At 50.4% G+C, this 15,408-nt stretch carries 16 protein-coding genes; 7 read left to right on the top strand and 9 right to left on the bottom strand.

Going from position 1 to position 15,408, the window contains the following annotated elements; translation table 11 throughout:
• The first annotated feature begins 76 nt into the window (after positions 1-76).
• The 4 genes from JVX88_RS18095 to JVX88_RS18080 all read left to right on the top strand — a co-directional run bounded on the left by JVX88_RS18095 (position 77) and on the right by JVX88_RS18080 (position 3,207).
• The gene (locus JVX88_RS18095) at positions 77-700 is read left to right on the top strand and encodes a hypothetical protein (protein ID WP_211619572.1); all 624 of its coding nucleotides are present in this window, start codon (positions 77-79) and stop codon (positions 698-700) included.
• A 127-nt stretch (positions 701-827) separates the two neighbouring features.
• Positions 828-1,700 (top strand): SDR family NAD(P)-dependent oxidoreductase, encoded by an 873-nt coding sequence (locus JVX88_RS18090; RefSeq protein WP_211619570.1) that lies wholly within the window; start codon positions 828-830, stop codon positions 1,698-1,700.
• Positions 1,654-2,253: an SDR family NAD(P)-dependent oxidoreductase gene (locus JVX88_RS18085; RefSeq protein WP_211619568.1), complete on the top strand. Its 600-nt coding sequence runs from the start codon at positions 1,654-1,656 to the stop codon at positions 2,251-2,253. Before JVX88_RS18090 ends, JVX88_RS18085 begins: the two co-directional genes overlap by 47 nt.
• 519 nt (positions 2,254-2,772) lie before the next feature.
• Positions 2,773-3,207 carry a hypothetical protein gene (locus JVX88_RS18080; protein ID WP_211619566.1) on the top strand — a complete coding sequence of 145 codons (435 nt, stop codon included), beginning with the start codon at positions 2,773-2,775 and terminating at the stop codon, positions 3,205-3,207.
• 39 nt (positions 3,208-3,246) lie between these two features.
• On the opposite strand, the gene JVX88_RS18075 is transcribed toward JVX88_RS18080, so the two are convergent.
• The 8 genes from JVX88_RS18075 to JVX88_RS18040 form a co-directional block, all read right to left on the bottom strand.
• Positions 3,247-3,480 carry a hypothetical protein gene (locus JVX88_RS18075; protein WP_263975169.1) on the bottom strand — a complete coding sequence of 78 codons (234 nt, stop codon included), beginning with the start codon at positions 3,478-3,480 and terminating at the stop codon, positions 3,247-3,249.
• A gap of 210 nt (positions 3,481-3,690) precedes the next feature.
• Complete coding sequence (locus JVX88_RS18070; protein ID WP_211629093.1) at positions 3,691-4,377, bottom strand: FGGY-family carbohydrate kinase; 687 nt, start codon at positions 4,375-4,377, stop codon at positions 3,691-3,693.
• Complete coding sequence (locus JVX88_RS18065; protein ID WP_211619565.1) at positions 4,370-5,602, bottom strand: beta-N-acetylhexosaminidase; 1,233 nt, start codon at positions 5,600-5,602, stop codon at positions 4,370-4,372. The genes JVX88_RS18070 and JVX88_RS18065 overlap by 8 nt, the downstream gene beginning before the upstream one ends.
• A 129-nt stretch (positions 5,603-5,731) precedes the next feature.
• On the bottom strand, positions 5,732-6,745 hold the full coding sequence (locus tag JVX88_RS18060; protein ID WP_211619564.1) for an RluA family pseudouridine synthase: 1,014 nt from the start codon (positions 6,743-6,745) through the stop codon (positions 5,732-5,734).
• A gap of 10 nt (positions 6,746-6,755) precedes the next feature.
• Positions 6,756-7,202: a prolipoprotein diacylglyceryl transferase gene (locus JVX88_RS18055; protein WP_211619562.1), complete on the bottom strand. Its 447-nt coding sequence runs from the start codon at positions 7,200-7,202 to the stop codon at positions 6,756-6,758.
• Positions 7,203-7,739: 537 nt separating this feature from the next.
• The gene (rfaE2, locus tag JVX88_RS18050; RefSeq protein WP_211619561.1) at positions 7,740-9,233 is read right to left on the bottom strand and encodes a D-glycero-beta-D-manno-heptose 1-phosphate adenylyltransferase; all 1,494 of its coding nucleotides are present in this window, start codon (positions 9,231-9,233) and stop codon (positions 7,740-7,742) included.
• Positions 9,230-9,919: a D-glycero-alpha-D-manno-heptose-1,7-bisphosphate 7-phosphatase gene (locus JVX88_RS18045; RefSeq protein ID WP_211619560.1), complete on the bottom strand. Its 690-nt coding sequence runs from the start codon at positions 9,917-9,919 to the stop codon at positions 9,230-9,232. The genes rfaE2 and JVX88_RS18045 overlap by 4 nt, the downstream gene beginning before the upstream one ends.
• Before the next feature lie 137 nt (positions 9,920-10,056).
• Positions 10,057-11,373, bottom strand: coding sequence for a spinster family MFS transporter (locus JVX88_RS18040; RefSeq protein ID WP_211619559.1), 1,317 nt, complete (start codon positions 11,371-11,373; stop codon positions 10,057-10,059).
• Positions 11,374-11,453: 80 nt separating this feature from the next.
• Between JVX88_RS18040 and JVX88_RS18035 the strand changes: the two genes are divergently transcribed.
• On the top strand, positions 11,454-11,987 hold the full coding sequence (locus JVX88_RS18035) for a hypothetical protein (RefSeq protein WP_211619557.1): 534 nt from the start codon (positions 11,454-11,456) through the stop codon (positions 11,985-11,987).
• Here JVX88_RS18035 and JVX88_RS18030 read toward each other — a convergent pair.
• Positions 11,968-12,804, bottom strand: a complete 837-nt coding sequence (locus JVX88_RS18030; protein ID WP_225931616.1) for a sigma-54 interaction domain-containing protein — start codon at positions 12,802-12,804, stop codon at positions 11,968-11,970. The genes JVX88_RS18035 and JVX88_RS18030 overlap by 20 nt on opposite strands.
• Positions 12,805-12,977: 173 nt before the next feature.
• Here JVX88_RS18030 and JVX88_RS18025 point away from each other — a divergent pair, with 173 nt between their 5' ends.
• Both JVX88_RS18025 and JVX88_RS18020 read left to right on the top strand, forming a co-directional pair.
• On the top strand, positions 12,978-14,264 hold the full coding sequence (locus JVX88_RS18025; protein WP_211619553.1) for a tetratricopeptide repeat protein: 1,287 nt from the start codon (positions 12,978-12,980) through the stop codon (positions 14,262-14,264).
• Between the two features lie 136 nt (positions 14,265-14,400).
• The gene (locus JVX88_RS18020) at positions 14,401-15,303 is read left to right on the top strand and encodes a hypothetical protein (protein ID WP_211619551.1); all 903 of its coding nucleotides are present in this window, start codon (positions 14,401-14,403) and stop codon (positions 15,301-15,303) included.
• Positions 15,304-15,408: the final 105 nt, after the last annotated feature.

Genomic DNA, 15,408 nt, shown 5'->3' with positions numbered 1-15,408 from the left:
AAGACGAGTCAAACTGCAACCTCTACCTGTTCCCGATGTTCTAGAGTTCACACTGCCTGAGTCCTACACCTGCTTAGTGACTGACAATGGCTCTCTCACCACGTTGAAGCTTGTAGAAGCGCTAGTGGCACGGGGCTGGAACGTAACGGTTCTGAGTTTCCCGCCGTTGATTTTGCCCCAGCAAGTTCCATTACCAGCAGGAGTGCGTCGAGTCATGTTGGACAATCTGAATGAAGAGCACATGCAGCAACGCTTAGCCGAGATTGCGGAACAGAAGGGCACGATTGGGGCGTTTATCCATCTGCATCCGCTGTTTGCGCTCCAGTCGCAAGGTCCAGCCTTCCTAGAAGCAGACCGAGCTATTCTCAAGCAGGTGTTCTTCCTGGCTAAGCATCTGAAGCAATCTCTGAACCAGGTGGCCAAGTCTGCCCAGAGCTGTTTCTACACAGTGACTCATCTAGACGGGGCCTTTGGATTGACTCACCAAACCAACTTTGGCTGCATTGGGGCTGGTTTGTTTGGACTCACCAAAACCCTAGCAATGGAATGGCCTGCGGTGGCCTGTCGCGCCATCGACCTCAGCCCCAGCTTAGATGCAGATCAAATGGTCCAGTGCATTTTGGCCGAACTGCATGACCCTGATCGCAGCTTGACTGAAGTCGCCTACGGTGCCCAAGGGCGAGTGACCTTGACTATCTAGCTTGACCATCTAGGTTGACTACACCTCAGTTGAGTTTATTGACCCAGTTGATTCCCAGCCAGTTCCCAATCCATTCCTAATCAATTCATCACGTTCTTGTAAATCAGTCCTAGTGAGAGGAGCATTAATGGCCACAACTGCCCGAATTTGCCCAGAATCGGTCTTCCTCGTCAGCGGTGGTGCACGGGGAGTGACAGCGCAATGCGTGATGAAATTGGCGCAGAGCAGTCAGTGCAAATTTATTCTGTTGGGTCGCTCCGCTATTAATGGACAGGAACCTGAATGGGCACAGGGATGTGAAGATGAAGCGGAATTGAAGAAGCGGGTGATGCAGGCGTTGATTGCTCAGGGAGAAAAACCTACCCCGATGGGTGTGCAGAAGGTATTCAACCAGATCATCTGCCAGCGAGAAATTCAGGCAACATTGGCAGCCGTACAACAAGCTGGCAGTCAGGTTGAATATATCAGTGTTGATATCACGAACAAGATCGAACTTCAGCAGGCAATTAGCGATATCAGCCAGCGTTTGGGCGCTATTACCGGCATCATTCATGGTGCTGGTAACTTAGCAGACAAACTAATTGAAAAGAAAACGGAACGCGACTTTGAAACCGTTTATGCGGCCAAAGTGCAGGGGTTAGAAAATCTGCTCAGCTGTATTCCGCTCAGTCAGCTTCAGCATTTGGTCCTGTTTTCCTCGGTGGCTGGATTCTACGGCAACGCCGGGCAGGCTGACTATGCGCTGGCTAACGAGATTCTCAACAAATCGGCCCACCTGATCAAACAACATCACCCCCATTGTCATGTGGTTTCGATTAACTGGGGACCGTGGGACAGCGGCATGGTGACACCGGAACTAAAGCGAGCCTTTGCACTGCGCAACATTTCAGTGATTCCGTTGGACGTGGGTGCCCAGATGCTGGTCAAGGAACTGGCAGAGAAGAATCAGAACGATGCACTCTCAGCAGATCATTCCGATTTCGCTAGATATTACCGATGAACAGTCGGTCACGATAGCAGCGGAAACCTGTCCAGACGTCACGCTTCTGATTAATAACGCTGGAATTGGTCTGCTCAAAGGTTTTATTTCTGCAACTGACCTTTCCAGCGCTAGAGCCGAGATGGAAGTGAACTACTTTGGCACACTCGCAATGTGTCGTGCTTTTGCTCCAGTGTTGAAACGCAATGGAGGCGGAGCGATCGTCAATATGCTCAGTATTCTCGGAAAAGTTAACTTTCCCATGAATGCTTCCTACAGTGCTTCCAAGGCTGCGGCAATATTAATGACTCAGGGGATTCGGGCTGAGTTGACAGCCCAAGGCACGTTGGTGATTGGTGTGATGCCTGGAACAGTCGATACTGATAGCAGTAAACATTTTCCGCCCCCTAAAGTTTCCCCGGAGGTGGTTGCTCAAGAAGCCTTGCAAGCAGTGATGGATGAACTTGAAGATGTCTATCCAGGTGAGCAAGCTAAAGAAATGGCAGCCCAGTTGCTTGAAGATCCCAAAGCCCTCGAAAAGAAGATGGCAACCCTGTTGCCCAGCCATGCTTAACAGCAAACACTGATCCAACCATAACGAGGAACTTTGGAACGTAAAATGCTGGGGATGGGGCTGCCAGTCGGTGGCGGAACGGATGCCACTCGCGCCTCAAGCTGCTGATACACCAGTGTAATCAACTTGGTAATTTATCGGGATTGCTTCAACAGGAGAGAGCGTTTTTGTTGATAGCAGCAGTATCAAAAAGTCAGCCGATGTAATTGACTTTACTGATAGAATTGGAAGTGAGGTCTTGGTTGCACGGGCTGATTGCGGTGGCGATCGATGGTATGTAAATAAGGCTGAACCAATTGGAAGCGCTGTTAGATTGCTCCACCTAAAGCTCTTGCATTTATCTTGCAAGGCTATTGTCGGTCCTGCCAATACTTCATCAGGGCAGGAAACTCGATAGTATCATCCAACGTCATATTTGCTAGAAATCCATTACAAACGGTGTACGTATAGTCCTAAAAAGGTACTTACTTCACAACCAGCAGTAGGGGAAAATATACTTAGTCGTTGCAGAGAAGACCTATGAGCCGTCTTTACTTCTTAGCTACAGGCTGCGGAATCTTTGTTGTTACCAGTTTACTGTTAGTTGGTTGGGCATTGGGTGTATCCATTGGGCAGTCGCCGCGTGAAGTAACCAAACAAATGATAGGAGTACCCCTTCCAAAAGGTGTCGAGCCAGAGGTTCGGTTTGAAGGGCTACTCGGCTCCGTTCCAATCAATGTTGAATATGAAGCCCATGTGCGCTTTTTAATGTCATCAGACGACCTTGAGGCATTTGTAAATCGTCTAGGTTGTCCGTATCCAACAAAAGAAAATGGGTATGAATGTAATTTGACATACTGGCAAAGTTCTGGCGGGCGTCCGCCAACTAATGGAACGGCAGAGTCTCGCCTCTTCCAATTTAAATTGCGTGAAGACAATACTGTACTGGTTCAGATGCGCTTACTGTCTACATAGTAGCGTCTAAGAGGGGGTGAGTAATGCCAGTGGCGAAGGTCATTTGTGCGCAATCCAGCTAACACCGTTGCAGCGGGGGATCATTGCCTGCAAATTTTGAGCAGTTTGAGTGACATAGTGAAAATCTTTCTCGACCAACTTGATCGGAAACAGCGGCGCATGATTTTGAGACACGATCAAACTCTCTGCTCCCTTTGCTGCCAAACTCAGAACGGATGAATCTCCTAAATATGTCATCGTTGCTTCTGGCGAGATGCCATATTTTGATAACATTTCTAAGCGTTCTGCCAGGGCTGCTACCTGATCCCAAAGAGGGTATTGACTGCTAGTTTCATTGCCATGCCATGCCCTACTAAGTAGGTGAGCATAATTAAAAACCAGATTCAAAACCCTGCGCCGCGGGGTTTTGAATCTGGTTTTCAATTATGCCAAGGTACTTACAACCTATCTGATGAATTGCCGCTGGCGATGAAACAGGCTAGATCACTGCATCCGGTGTAGCTCTGCTTGTAGATTGGCAATGGTCTGATAGTGAGAGCGGAACTGGTCCAGCAGCATGGCATAGAGCGGCATGATTTTCTGATAGATAGCAGCATCGGCTAGATTAGGCTGATGTTGATGGGTTGCGCCGATCATCATTGGACTGGCGTCGAGGTTATCGATTTGCTTGAGGGCATAAAGGCCCAAAATTGCGGCACCGAGGCAAGAACTCTCGTGTTGTTTGGGAATGGTAATTGGCTGATTAAACACATCAGCCATCATTTGCCGCCAGAGCAATGAGCGCGCAAATCCGCCCGTTGCCTGAATTTGCTTGGTTTTTCCGGTAAAGTCTTCTACGGCTCGCAACACCACCAGCAGGTTAAACAGAATCCCCTCCAGGACAGCTCGAGCCAAGTGTGCCTTGCCGTGGTTGATCGTTAAGCCAAAGAAGGAGCCACGCGCATTGGCATCCCAGAGGGGCGCCCGTTCCCCTAGCAAATAAGGATGGAAAATCAGACCATCGGCACCGGGGGGAACTGTCGCAGCCAAGTCCGCCAGCAGCTCGTAGGGATCTTCCCCCAACCGATGGGCCACCATGATTTCGGCATCGCCAAACTGATCGCGCAGCCAGCGCAGAATAATCCCACCGTTATTCACTGCACCACCGACTACCCAATGCTGTTCAGTCAAGGCGTAGCAAAACAATCGCCCCTGTGGATCGGTCACGGGACGATCTACTACCGCACGAAATGCCGCCTTCGAGTATCTCGTCCCAGCCGATGATCTTTTTGCCTTTTGAATTGACGAATCTCTCGATCCTGCGGATGAAATAGGCTTGCACCTCGTTCTCATCTTTCAGGTTCTCGCGTTTCTTTAGTTCCTGTACGAATGCCGATTCTTTCCAATAATCTTTCAGCACCTCGTCGCCGCCGATGTGGATGTAGGGTGAATCCGGGAAGAGCTTGATCGTCTCGTCGAGAACGTCTTCGAGGAATTTGAATGTCTCGTCGGTCGGGCAAAAGACCTCCTTGAAGATGCCCCACGTCTTTTTAACTTCGAATTTGTGGCCGGGCGGGGCGCATTTCTCACCCAACTCCGGATATGCCGCGAGAGCCGCCGACGCGTGCCCCGGAAGCTCGATCTCCGGGATGACCGTGATGTAGCGTTCCTTCGCATAGGCGACAATATCTTTGATCTGCTCCTGCGTATAAAAGCCCTCGATGGGCCGTCCGTCGCCTTTGAAGATCGGTGAATACGAGCCTTCGTGCGATTCACTCCGATACTGTCCGACGGTAGTAAGTTTTGGATACTTCTTGATCTCGATCCGCCAGCCCTGATCGTCCGTCAAATGCCAATGAAAGTAATTGAACTTGTATTGAGCCATCTGGTCGATGAACTTTTTAACAAATTCCACCGGCTGAAAATGCCGCGAAACATCGAGATGCATCCCGCGGTATTGAAAGCGAGCGCGATCGTTAACTATCGCGTTCGGGACAGTTACTTTTTCACCGTCCTTCCGAATCATCTGAAACAGGGATTGCACGGCATAGAATCGTCCGGCTGGACTTGTCGCCTCCAAGTTAAGCAGGTTTCCGTCATTCGTGATGATGTATCCATCACTTATTATGAAGTTATCATCCGTGCGTGAAATAAAGATTGTGGGGCTACCGTCTATCTTGGCCGTGATCTTTGACTCAATTCCGAATTCCGATCTCAGTCGATTCCTAACCAGTTCCGCTAAATGACGATCCTGACGATGCTCAACAACGATCTTGGTCCCATTGTCCAGAACAAAAGCTCCGCTGCGAGTTTGCACATAATTGGGCCTTGGAATGATGTTGATCTCCTCCGACTGAGCAAACTGAACCGTCGTAGAAAGTAAAACAAGCAGAATTGCGGCAAAGAAATTTTTCATAATGTATTCACTTCTTTGACTGGAATGCACGCACCTCCGCGTGCAAGCGTTCGATAGAACGCTGGTGATTGGCGGCAAGACGATTAGATCGCTATCGCGATCTTGCAGGCGAGGGCTCCTGCGTTCCAGTCAAAGCATCTTCAGCAATTGTGTCAGTTCTTCGGGGATTTCGGAAGTAAAACTCATATATTCGCCGGTTTGGGGGTGTGTAAAAGTGAGCTTTTCGGCGTGGAGAAAAAAGCGGTTAAGCCGTTCGACGGCTTTTTTTATTTCCTGGTTGGCGATGGTGTTGTCGCGGCCTTCGTTGTAGGTGGCGTCGCCGACGACCGGGTGGTTTATCGATGCGAGATGAACGCGTATCTGATGTGTCCGGCCGGTCTTGATATCGACCTCAAGGAGGGTGAATTTTTCAAAGCGTTGACGGACCTTCCAATGGCTGATCGCGTAGCGACCGTTCGCGGCGACGGTCATTTTCGTTCGATGCCAGCGGTCGCGGGCGATCGGGCGATCGATCGTTCCGCTGTTCTGGTCCGGCGATCCGTGAACAAGAGCAACATAACATTTCTCGACCGTCCGGCTGCGAAACTGTTCGGCAAGTGCTTCGTGAGTCTGTTCGTCCTTGGCAACGACGATCAGGCCGGATGTGTCTTTGTCGAGGCGGTGAACGATGCCGACGCGGTCACTCGTCTCTGAGGCCCGTGCGTCATCAAGGGCTATACTCGGATCTTGTGCGTTAAGCCCCTGCTCGCGCCCGGGCTTCTGCAATCTGAAGTGCCACGCGATGGCATTGGCGAGCGTTCCGGTCTGGTTGCCGGCACCGGGATGGACGACCATCCCAGCGGGTTTATTTATAATGGCTAAATACTCATCTTCAAATAAGATCTCGAGCGGGATGTCTTCCGGTTCAAAGCTCGACACGGGACTGTCGTTACTTAGGTCGATCTCGACAGTTTCGTTATAGCTAACTTTATAGGAGGGTTTAACCTGGCGCCCATTTACGGTTACGTCACCTTCTTCAATAAGACGTTTGATCCTGGAGCGGGACCTGTCATTTAATTGCTCTGCCAGAAAAACGTCAAGCCGTTTCCCAGCATCACTCGCCAGCGGATGACAAATGAACAAGTTATTCTCCGCATCAGTCACTCAGTTGATTTTAACGTTTGACCGGAACCGAGCGAAGCCTAATTATCATAAAAATGATACACGCGACTGCGACCAAAAGACTGACGAGCTGTGAGGTTGAAAGCCCGGTGGCAGATGTAAGTCCGAAGAGATCGCCGCGCGGGTCGTCGCGAATGAATTCGATGGTGAACCGGAAGATCGAATAGATGATGCCGTAGGCGATCAGTATCTGGCCGTCGAATCTCTTGCGTTTGTGAAGCCATACCAGCAGGCCGAACACCGCAAGCATTGTGAATGATTCGATAAGCTGTGTCGGGTGAAGGAATAACTCTGACGCATCCGGCCCATAGATCGGAACGCCGGTATATTCGTGGCCCTTCTCGGTAAAATGCACGCCCCAGAACCAGTCCGTCGGTTTGCCCCAACAGCAGCCTGCCGCGAAACAGCCTTGCCGTCCAAATGCCTGGCCGAGTGCCACCGCCGGCGCAAATGTCCGCCAAAGCTGGGATCAGCCGGCGTTTGAGCACCAATCTGGGCAACTAAATCTAACTGGCGGCGAACTTCGTGACGCAACTGTTCCGGCTCCGGATCTCTAATCCAATCACTGAGCAGTTGGTACGGATTCTCGCGGCAATGAGCTAACCGCAACGAAATATCAGCCAGATAACATAGAAACGCTGCCGGTAAGGGATTTTGACTATAAACAGTAAAAATCACGGCGGCATCAAACTTAGCCTGCTGCAGTTGTTCAATCATGGCATATTCGGGGTGGCTGTTGATTCGCGGTCCGGTTGATTTTAACCAGGGAGCATCATAGACGATCACCTCATCCACTGCGGGGATTAACGGTACAGCCATCGCTCCTGCCTCTGAGGTCATTAGCGTCAAGCGTCGCCGAGGCTGGGCTGCCTTGAGAGCCGTCAGAGCGGGCGCGGTCATGATCACATCACCGATTGTATCCAAACGAATGCAAAGAATATGCTCAGCGGTATCCCAGGAATTCATAATTCACCATTCAACAGCGCAGGGCTTGAATTTGAGCAATCAAACGAGTGGTAGACCGATTGTCCACATAGGGCAGAATCCGCACCACACCCCCCAGCGATTCGACCAAGTCGGCCTCTGGTAGGGTTTCTCGCGTGTAGTCGCCGCCTTTGACATAGATATGTGGACAAACAATCCGGATCAGGTTTTTGGGCGTCAGTTCGGCAAATGGCACTACATAGTCAACACAGTTCAGAGCCGCCAGTACCGTCAGGCGATCGCTTAGCGGGTTGATCGGGCGGTCGTTGCCTTTTAACTGCTGCACGCTTTCATCTGTATTGACACCTACAATCAGCACATCGCCCAAGGCTTTGGCCTGGGTCAAATATGCCACGTGGCCTGGATGCAAAATATCAAAACAACCGTTCGTAAACACGATTTGACGCTCGGCTGCCCGATACTGCTGCACCAAACTGGCTAAATCCGACTGATCCAAAATCAGCTTACCGCTGGGTTGGCTATTAGGATCACTAAGCAACGACTGCTGCAACTCCTCGACTCGGCACACCGTTGTCCCCGACTGACGCACAACAATCGCTGTGGCGGTAGCTGCTAAGAGAGCAGCCGTGGTTGGGGTTGCTCCTGCTGCTAAAGCCAATGTCAGGGCGCTGATGTAAGTATCGCCCGCTCCAGAGGTTTGATTGGACGGCACGGGACGGGCATCGGTGCGAATCGGCAGTTGTCCTGGTTCAAATACAACGGCTCCTTCCCGGTCTAGGGTAACGGCAACCATCGCGGCTCCGGTTAAATCCAGCAGGCGATCGGCGTGAGCTGTAATCTGCTCTACTCGTGTGGTTGACTGCCGCGACAATCCCAGGAGCCGTAGCGCTTCCTCGTAGTTTGGTTTCACCGCCGTTGCTCTCACCGAGCGAAACTGCTCCAATCGTCTCGAATCGATCACCAGGATTCGCGGCTGCTCGGCCTGGAGGTCGGCCAAGGTTTGAATCAAACGCGGAGTCACAATACCGTAATCATAATCCGAGATCACAATGGCATCACAATTGCAAAACTGCTGCATCAACCGATCGATCAACGCTTGTTCCAGAGCGGGCGAAATTGGGCCGGTGCTGCCTTGGTCTAACCGCACCAGAATTTGCGAGTCCGCCATCACCCGCTGCTTTGCCAAGGTCTGCCGCTCCACACTGCTAACCAATAGCGCCGTTGAAACCCCTCGATGCTCCAACGCCTGCCGTAACCGTTCCCCTTCCGGGTCGGCCCCCATCACCGAAAGTAGTTGCGTGCGTGCGCCCAAGCTAGCTAGATTGGCCGCTGTATTGGCCGCGCCTCCAGGAACATCCTGGCGTTGGTTGACTGCCACTACAGGGGCTGGGGCTTCTCGACATAGCCGATTGGCATCGCCGCTCAGATAGCCATCCAGAATCGCATCGCCGATCACCAGCAGCCTGAGCGACTTCCAGGCATCAATGAGTTGAAACAAATCGAGTTGAAACAAATCAGCACTCATGGCTGGCCTCCAAGAGGGAATAGGCAAGTGGAATGAGCAACAGCAGGATAAACAGAATTGGCGAGAGAAGGGGCAGCATCCAACGCTAGAATAATAGCTGCCGCTTCTCGTAAATCGGTGACGACATGGTGCGGCAAACGGTTTTGGGAAAGTTGCCATTCGGTTTCGTTGCCGTTATCGAGCAAAATGGTGCGACAGCCAGCGGCTCGTCCGGCTTCCACATCGTGCAAAATATCACCAATAAACCAGGACTGCGTCAGATCAATCCCCTGTTCCGCTGCTGCTTGGTGCAGCAAACCCGGCTGGGGCTTGCGGCAAGTACAGACAACATTGTAGGGAGGAATAACGCCATCCGGATGGTGAGGACAGTAATAAAACCCTCGCAGCAGTATACCAACCTGTGCCAACTGGCGATACAAATGCTGCTCTACTTCAATCAAAGCCGTTTCTGGGAAATAGCCACGAGCAACGCCAGATTGATTGGTGATTACGATTAACACATAGTTAGCTTGATGCAGCAGTTGCAGAGCCGTGAGCGCCCCTTCAGTGAACCGCATTTGGTTGGGATCAACATTATAAGGAACGTTTTCGAGTAAGGTACCATCCTTATCGAGAAATACAGCCCGCACCGCAGCAGAAATCCCTGGCTTGGCGGGAGAAACCTGTAACGAAGAAAGGGTATTCATGGCTTGCTGTTCCGTTAGGGCCAGGAGGTTTCGCGCATTGGAATCACCATAATTTCAGGAATCACGGTTTCAGCGGGCCTAGTTTAATGCTAATTCTTTTCAAAATGAAACCAGTGAATCGTTGAGGGATATAAAACCTAAGACCCTTTTTGATCAGCCGGTCTCATAGCTCGCGCTGCCATTAACATAATTCCCGACAGTATCACGCAAAGGACGGGAACAACCAGCATCGCATCCTGCAGCCCATATCCGCGGAATGGCTCAAGGGCTACAGATGAATCTTCCACAATACCCTGGAGTATTGCTGTCCGCCGTGTGAAGTGGTCGCTCAGGATTCCCACTACATAAGGCCCCAGGGCTCCGCCAAGAAAATACATTGCGAAAAAATAAACGGCCATTGCCGTCGCGCGATTCTCAGGCGGTGTGATATCGGCGATCGCAGCGTACGTGATCGAATAATAGAAATACATAAGTGCGAACGCCAGCCCCATTGTCCAAAGGAAAACGACTGTATTGCCTTTTTCCGACAGCACGGCCGCTATGAAAAGCGGAGCCGAGAGCAACGATGCCGCAGCGACGACCAGCAAACCGCCATTTTTCCGCCATTTTCTTGCTGCGTCACCGGCAATGCCGCCCAGTAAAAGCCCCGGAAGCGTGAAGACCCCGTTCACCAACATCGCTAGCAAAGTTGCTTCCTTTATCTCGAGCCCATGGAAACGCATCAGGTACGGCGTCATGAATGCCGAGAGGGCGTAAAGGCAAAAATTATGAAGCACGCCCGAAATGACAAGCCATCGCATCGTGACTGGACGAAGTACGTTTAAAATCGATTGCCAAAATGCGAGGCGTGTCCGCTCATCCCTCGCAAGCGGGGGCCTTTCCGGTTCGCGGATCAACAAGATCAGAAATGAGAGAATTATGCCTGGGACGCCGGCAACAAAGAAAGCGTATCGCCAACCGTACGCAGCAGTGATGGCTCCGCTAACCAAAAAGCTCAGAGCGATCCCGATCGGCAATCCCAGCATAAATATGCTCATCGCCCTGGCTCTTTTTTCGGCGGGGAAAATGTCGCTGATCAATGAGGTCGCCGCCGGAGCACAGGTCGCCTCGCCAACACCGACACCCAAACGAAAGAAGAATAGCTGGCCAAAACTACGTGCAAACCCTGAAATAAGTGTTAGAAAGCTCCAAACGAACACGCCTATCGAAAGAAGTCGTTTGCGTGAATACTTATCGGCAAGACGCCCTAAAGGCACACCTACCAACGCATATAACAAGACAAAAGCCGTGCTGAGAAGCCCAAGCGATGTATCGGAAAGATCGAACTCTTTCCTTATGGGTTCACCGATCGCCGAAATTATAAGCCGATCGTAGAAGTTCGCTGTGTTGATCAGGAAAAGCAGCAACAGTATGAACCAAGGGTTGGCGATTACGGAGCTAGATAACTTTTGCATTTCTTAATTTTCTCTCTGGAGGCCAGTTGTCCGTTACCCAATGCTTTGCAAATGAATCTTTCGACTAATAGAATTACTGCGTGCGATCTGATCTAAGATATTTCCTCGCCATCCTTTTGTTGATCCCTCCGATGTTTGCCTGCGGTGGAACTTCTCAGGGTAACAATACTACAAATACCATTGCCAATGCTGGCAACGTTTCCCGCCAGGTGCGGGCAAATGACAATGCTGAAGAGCTTGGGATGGTGATCCGCCTGCCATTCGAACCCGAGGAGGCAGTATGGATAGAGGAACCCGTGACAGGCTCTGGCTCTGAGGCTGGTTCGGCAAGACGGCTTAAAGCCGTTCTGTTATTCCTCCCAAACGATGCCGAGAAGCTTATTGCAGAGGCAAAAAAACAGTCGCAACCCGAATCTGTTGAAGTGAGAGTGGACGAATGGTTTCCGTCCGAGCTTATCTCAAAGAGTGAGATGAGTGAGAACCAGCGTTTACGCGGCTTGCGGATGTCAGCAGAACAGTTTTTCCAAACGCCATTCAATTCCGGCACTTTGATAGACATAGACGGAACGGACTATTTCGTCCTTGAGCTATCAACTAATCTTCTCGGTCAGTGAGTTCGAATCGTTTCAGTTTTCTATAAAGTGTCGAAAGGTCTATGCCAAGTGCCTTGGAGGCTTTTACTTTGTCGTTCTCCATTTGAGATAGAACCTCGTGGATGTGTCTTCGTTCTATTTCATCGAGCGGTAATATGCCGTCTTCAGATTTCTGGGAGACGGACCTGTTGATAGCGTTGCGATCGAGAATCTTCGCCGGAAGATCTTCGGCTTCGATTGTATCTTCGGCAAGCAAGAAAGCTCTTTCAATGCAATTTTCGAGTTCGCGAACATTTCCCGGCCAATCATGATCCATCAAAAGAGCCATTGCCTCTTGTGAGATCTCCTTTAATGGTTGATCTTGCATTCTTGCCGTCCTCATTGCAAAGTGCCTTGCTAAGGCGGGTATATCACTCCGCCGTTCGCGAAGCGGCGGTACATTTATTTCGATAACATTCAATCGATAAAACAGATCTTCTCTAAAGAGTCCGTTCCGCACATCGGCCTCAAGATCCCGATTTGTAGCAGCAACTATCCTTGCATCAAATCTGATCGGGTAGGAAGCTCCAACGGGTGTTACCTCGTGTTCCTGAATAGCGCGGAGCAGCTTTACCTGTAACGAAACGGGCATATCGCCTACTTCATCAAGGAATACCGTGCCGCCGTCGGCAGATCTAAACAGGCCCTTGCGGGCTTGGATCGCTCCTGTGAAAGCCCCTCTCTCGTGGCCGAACAACTCGCTTTCAAGAAGAGATTCGGACATTGCCCCACAATTTACTGCCAAGAATGGCTTCGAAGATCTTGAACTGTTGATCCTGCTTGCGGCCTCAAAGACCAAGTTATCACAGTTTTCCGTCCCTAGTCTCGCTTGCTGCAGATAACCCGACAAATCAGTCAGATGAATGTGGCAACGGGGCGGTTTCTGATGTAGAATCAGGTAATTTAAACAACTTATCTGCTTTTGAGAGCATCGAATCGACGCTTTCTTAAGAGCGTATATCGGAGGATTCTATGTTTGTAAGATCATTTTTTGGTGTCTTGTCGGCTGTGATGGTTTTTGCCGCAGCGGCTTTCGGTCAGATGGCCCAGCCGATCTCTGGCCTTGTTGAGATGGAGAAGGACGGATCGAGAGTTCCCGTCGCCGGGGCGAAGATCGATCTTTATCGAGAAGACGTTAAAGGTCAGGGACAATCCGTTACTACCGGTGCAGATGGCAAGTTTGCGTTCTCAATGGTCCAGGAAGGACAGATCTATTTGATATCAGTAAGTGCTCCGGGTGCTGCTCCGACTTATCTTGAGAAACTCAAACCAGGGATGGTTGGGCTTTTGGTTACGCTCACCCCCGGCGATGGTAAATCTGTAACTGAAGATGAGTTAAAAACCGCCCTTGCCACTGCTCGCAGCCAGATGTCCGAAGCTGACCGTAAAAAGCAGGAAGAGTTTGAAAAGCAACGCGATGCCGTACTCGAACGAAACAGAAAGATCGAAGAGACCACCAAAGCGGTCGAGGCCGCTTTGAAAGCCGGAAACGCTGCATACGAGGCAAAGAATTGGGACGTAGCTGTTGCCAAGTATGAAGAAGGCTATCAGGCTCAGCCAGACTTCGTGGGAAGCGCACCAGTTTTGCTGAACAACAAGGGCACCGCGCTCAACGCCCGTGCAGTACAAACATATAATACGAACGTCAGGGTTACTGATCCCACTGAGCGCCGTGCGGCGATGAGCAAGGTCAAAGAAGATCTCGGCAACTCGGCGGAAGCATTTGCAAAATCGTGGAACATTCTGAAGAATGCACCTGCTGCGGACATAACTGACAAAGCAGCCTATGATGGCAATAAAGCAAAAGCTTTGTCCGGCGTTCGCGAAGCATTTCGCCTGATGGTCGCGACCGAACAGATCGATCCGTCCAAGGGAGATCTTGCTCGCAATATGATGGCAGAGGTGATCGCCGCCGAAACTGATAAAGCAAAGAAACAGGCCTCAATGCTGATCCTTGCTGACGTTTTTCGTGTCGCAGGTGATTCTGAGAGCGCGGTTGCGGAATACAAAAAGGTACTTGAGGCTGATCCGTCAAATCTTGATGCGATGGCCGGTCTTGGTATCAGTCTCGTCAACCAAGGTTATCTTGAGGATAATAAGGAAATGCTTCAGGAAGGTGCTAATTTCTTACAGCAATATGCATCAGCCGCACCTGATAATCATAAATTTAAGAATGATGCCGTCGGGCTTATAGATGTTTTGAAAAAAGAACAAAACATCACACCGCAGCGTACGACCCCGACACGTCGCAGAAACTGATCTTTCATTTTTTCTTTCCGTTGCCCGCTTGTCCTTAGGACCGGCGGGCTTTTTATTACCAGATGTCATAAATGGTTTTGTGGCGGTGTTCCACTATCGAAGAACGTATCGTTCGAAAAATATTCGGAGGCAAGCTATGCATAAGATCATTTATTCGGCGGCACGCGCCGCATTCTTCGTATTTATCATTATCGTCATTGGCAATATCGTCATTGTCGCGCAGGAACCTTTAACCGGAACTTGGACGGCCTCATCCAAGGAAAGATCCCCGCAAAAGCTTCAAATAAGTTTCTCTGTAGATCGGGATCCTAACCGCCGGAACGAAAGCGGAGCCTCGTTTGATTACAGCGTCCTGCACGGGCTTTCCCGGGAAATGACACAAAACGGGCCGGTACGGTTCTCTATAATTCGCGATGCCGGCACGATAGAATGCGAGGGCTCTTTTGAAAACGGCCGCGGAAAGGGCACATTCCGCTTTACTACGCGCCCCGGATTCATAAGCGAAATGCAAAGCCGCGGATTCGATTTCACAAAACGCTCTGGTGATCGCGATCAGTCGGTTTCCGAACGTTTATTGGCAGCGGCACTACTGGACGTTACGGTGGCAATCGCTGATGATCTTAGATCATCTAACTTCCCTGATCTGGAGGTGGGCGATCTTTTTAAGGCAGCCATCTTTAAGATCGACGGACGATTTGCCGCGGAAATGGCGGCTACGGGATTTCCGGAGTTAAAATTCGAAGATTTAGTAAAAGCTCGTATCTTCAAGATAAACGCAGATTATGTGCGCGAGATCAAGGACATGGGACTTGGGGCGGACAATTTCGAAAATCTCGTCAAATACAGCATCTTCAAGGTAACTCCGGAATTCCTTCAGGAACTAAGGAACGAAGGGCTTACAGATCTAAGACCGGAAGATGTTGTCAAGATCCGCATATTCAAGATCGATGCTGCTTATGTCCGGCAGGCTCGCGCCGAAGACCCAAGCATCTCTGTTGAAAAGATCGTTCAAAAGAAGATCAGTTCTTGGATCAAATAGAACTACTCACCATCCAAAAACCGAGGCTGCCCACAAGCAAACGGCAGCCTCCTCTTAGTTTCTATTCTTTTTAGATATTCTCTCTTCGGTGGACTTATCTGCTAG

This window comes from Leptolyngbya sp. 7M, assembly GCF_018128485.1.
This window is presented reverse-complemented; position numbering and strand designations above follow the sequence as displayed.

Bases quoted from the DNA above. Each gene is read 5' to 3' on its own strand.
- JVX88_RS18045 (WP_211619560.1), bottom strand. From the start codon at position 9,919: ATGAATACCCTTTCTTCGTTACAGGTTTCTCCCGCCAAGCCAGGGATT.
- JVX88_RS18020 (WP_211619551.1), top strand. From the start codon at position 14,401: ATGCATAAGATCATTTATTCGGCGGCACGCGCCGCATTCTTCGTATTT.
- JVX88_RS18090 (WP_211619570.1), top strand. From the start codon at position 828: ATGGCCACAACTGCCCGAATTTGCCCAGAATCGGTCTTCCTCGTCAGC.
- JVX88_RS18025 (WP_211619553.1), top strand. From the start codon at position 12,978: ATGTTTGTAAGATCATTTTTTGGTGTCTTGTCGGCTGTGATGGTTTTT.
- JVX88_RS18040 (WP_211619559.1), bottom strand. From the start codon at position 11,373: ATGCAAAAGTTATCTAGCTCCGTAATCGCCAACCCTTGGTTCATACTG.
- JVX88_RS18075 (WP_263975169.1), bottom strand. From the start codon at position 3,480: ATGTTATCAAAATATGGCATCTCGCCAGAAGCAACGATGACATATTTA.
- JVX88_RS18080 (WP_211619566.1), top strand. From the start codon at position 2,773: ATGAGCCGTCTTTACTTCTTAGCTACAGGCTGCGGAATCTTTGTTGTT.
- JVX88_RS18065 (WP_211619565.1), bottom strand. From the start codon at position 5,602: ATGAAAAATTTCTTTGCCGCAATTCTGCTTGTTTTACTTTCTACGACG.
- rfaE2 (WP_211619561.1), bottom strand. From the start codon at position 9,233: ATGAGTGCTGATTTGTTTCAACTCGATTTGTTTCAACTCATTGATGCC.
- JVX88_RS18085 (WP_211619568.1), top strand. From the start codon at position 1,654: ATGCACTCTCAGCAGATCATTCCGATTTCGCTAGATATTACCGATGAA.